The organism is Paracraurococcus ruber (assembly GCF_004353985.1).
Lineage (GTDB): Bacteria > Pseudomonadota > Alphaproteobacteria > Acetobacterales > Acetobacteraceae > Paracraurococcus > Paracraurococcus ruber.
In genome coordinates, this window is sequence record NZ_SMOA01000430.1 from 1 (window position 1) to 3,116 (window position 3,116).

The 3,116-nt window shown below is 76.4% G+C and carries 2 protein-coding genes; both read left to right on the forward strand.

Annotated features, from left to right (window positions below):
• The first annotated feature begins 145 nt into the window (after positions 1-145).
• Positions 146-1,291, forward strand: coding sequence for an FAD-dependent oxidoreductase (locus tag E2C05_RS30255; protein ID WP_158292476.1), 1,146 nt, complete (start codon positions 146-148; stop codon positions 1,289-1,291).
• Between the two features lie 81 nt (positions 1,292-1,372).
• On the forward strand, positions 1,373-3,022 hold the full coding sequence (locus tag E2C05_RS30260; RefSeq protein WP_133223326.1) for an acyl-CoA dehydrogenase family protein: 1,650 nt from the start codon (positions 1,373-1,375) through the stop codon (positions 3,020-3,022).
• Positions 3,023-3,116 lie beyond the last annotated feature (94 nt).

A 3,116-nucleotide genomic window follows, 5' to 3' on the forward strand; every position in this document is an offset into this window, starting at 1 on the left:
GCCGGGCCAGCACCGGCAGCCGCCGCGGCGCCACCACCCGCGGCCGCAAGGCCTGACGGAGGCGGGCCGGCCAAGGCCGGCCCGCATCGCCGCCGCCGGCGCGGGGCGCCTTGCCCGGCGGCCCACATCGCGGCACATGCCGGGGATGAGCGACATCCCCGGCAGCGCCCTGATCCTCGGCGGCGGCATCATGGGCCTGTCCGCCGCCTGGGCCGTGGCGCGCCAGGGCACCGCCGTCCGCCTGGTCGAGCAGGACCCGATCCCCAACCCGCGCGGCGCCTCCCACGATCATCACCGGCTGATCCGGCACGCCTATGGCCCCAGCCTGGCCTATCTGCGGATGGTCGAGGCGGCGCATGGCGCCTGGGACCTGCTCTGGGCCGAGCTGGGCGAGCGGCTGATGGTCGATGCGGATGTGCTCGCCCTGGCCTCCTCCCCCGGGGGCTGGCTGGCCGAGAGCCGCGCCGCGCTGCGGGCGGAAGGGCATGCGGTGCAGGATCTCGGGCCCGCCGAGCTGGCGCGCCGCTTCCCCGCCCTGTCGCCGGACGGCATCGCCGACGCCTTCCTGGCCGGGCGGGGCGGCGTGCTGCTGGCCGACCGGATCCTGGCGGCGCTGCTCCGCCGCTGCCTGGCCCTGGGGGTGACGGTGGAACGCGCCCGGGCCGCGGCGGTGGACCCCGGCCACGCCCGGCTGCGCCTTGCCGACGGCACCTGGCGGAAGGCCGAGCTGCTGCTGGTCGCCGCCGGGCCCTGGGCGCCGCGGCTGCTGCCGGGCCTGGCCGGGCGTGTTGCCGCCTCCCGCCAGGTCACGGTGTTCCTGGAGCCGCCGCCCGGCGCGCGGGAGGCCTGGGCGGCCATGCCGATGCTGCTCGACCTGTCGGAGAGCGGCGGCTTCTACCTGGTGCCGCCGGTCGCCGGCACGCCGGCCAAGATCGGCGACCACCGCTTCTCCTGCCAGGGCGATGCCGAGGACGACCGGGCCGCCACCCCGGCGGAGGCGGCGGCGATCCTGGCGCTGGCGCGGCCGCGGCTGCGCGACCTGGGCGCCTGCCGCGTGCTGGGCGCCCGCGCCTGCTACTACGAGGTCGAGCCGCGCGAGCGCATCCTGCTGGAGCCGCTGGGCGACCGCGCCTGGGTGCTGACCGGCACCTCCGGCCATGGGTTCAAATTCGGCCCGCTGCTCGGGCTCGGCCTCGCTCGGGCCATGGCGGCGCCGGCGCTGCGGGCCGGCCTGCCCGGCTGGGCCGCCGGGGAGGCGCCGCCGCCCGCCGGATTGCTGCCGGCCGCGTGACCGCGGCTTGGCTTGCCGCGAACCCACCCCCATGGTGAACACGCGCCGACCCAGACACGCATCCGGGAGCCAGGAACCGCCATGACCGCCACGACCCAAGCCGAGGACCTGGTCTTCGGCCTCACCCGCGTCATCGACCTGCCGGGGCTGACCGCGGCGGGCGGCGCGGCGCTGGGGGCCGAGGACATCGCCGCCATCCTGGGCGAGGCCGAGAAATTCGCCCGCGACCTGCTCTGGCCGCACAGCCAGGCCGCCGACCGGGAAGGGGCGCGGCTGGAGAACGGCGTGGTCCGCACGCCGGAAAGCTACAAGCCGGCCTATCGCGCCTGGATCGAGGGCGGCTGGCAGGGCTTGGCGGCACCCGCCGAGGTGAACGGCGTGGAGGTGGGCGGGCAGGAACTGCCGCAGGCGCTGTGGATGGCGGTCTCGGAGATCGTGACCTCCGGCGACATGTCCTTCTCGCTCTGCCCGCTGCTCTCCGCCGGCGCGATCGAGGCGCTGGCCCGCTTCGCCACCCCGGCGCAGCAGGCGGCGTGGCTGCCGAAGCTGGTCAGCGGCGAATGGACCGGGACGATGAACCTGACGGAGCCGCAGGCGGGCTCCGACCTCTCCCAGGTGCGGACGAAAGCCGAGCCGGACGGGACGGGCGGCTACCGCATCACCGGCCAGAAGATCTACATCACCTGGGGCGACCACGACCTGACCGAGAACACGCTGCACCTGATCCTGGCGCGGCTGCCGGATGCGCCGCCTGGGACGCGTGGGATCAGCCTGTTCGCGGCGCCCAAGGTGCTGCCGGACGGGCGGCGCAACGCGCTGCGCTGCGGCGGGCTCGAGAAGAAGATGGGCATCCATGCCTCCCCCACTTGCGTCATGCTGTACGAGGGCGCGGAGGCGGAGCTGGTGGGCGAGCCGAATCGCGGCCTGAACGCCATGTTCGCCATGATGAACGCGGCCCGCCTGGGCGTCGGCGTGGAGGGCGTGGCGCAGGGTGCCCGCGCGCTGGCCCTGGCCGAGGCCTATGCGGCGGAGCGCGTGCAGGGCGGCCAGCCCATCGCCCGGCATGCCGATGTGGCGCGGATGCTGGCGGAGATCCGCGCCATCACCCTGGCGGGACGGCTGCTGGCGCTGGAGGCGGGCGCGGCGCTCGACCGGCACCGGCTGCTCGGCGATGCCGAGGCGGAGGCGCGCGTCGCCCTGCTGACGCCGATCGTGAAGGCCTGGTGCACCGACCGCGGGGTGGATTGCGCCTCGCTCGGCATCCAGGTGCATGGCGGCATGGGCTTCGTCGAGGATGCCGGCGCCGCGCAGGTGCTGCGCGATGCCCGCATCGCCCCGATCTATGAGGGCACCAACGGCATCCAGGCCCTGGACCTGGTCGGCCGCAAGCTGTTCCGCGACGGCGGCGCGCATATGCGCGGGCTGCTGGCCGAGGTGAAGGCCGCCGATCCGCGGCTGGCCGAGGCGGTGGCGGCGATGACCCGCGCGACGGACTGGATGCTGGAGCGCGGGCTGAAGGACGCGGATGCGGCGCAGGCTTCGGCCGCGGCCTATCTGGATGCGGCGGGCTGGACGCTGGGCGGCTGGATGCTGGCCCGCGCCGCGGCGGCGGATGCGCGCTATGCGCCGCTGGCGGGTTTCTACCTGGCCCGCCTGCTGCCGCGCGCCGCCGCCCGGGTCGCCGAGATCGAGGCGGCGGACGCGCTGCTGGCGCTGATGCCGGCGGCCTGAGGGGCCGGCGGCGCCGCGGACCGGCCTCGGCCCGGGCGGATGCCGCGCGGCGGCCGGCGGCGCGGCGGGGCACCCCTGCGGGTCCGCCGAAGCC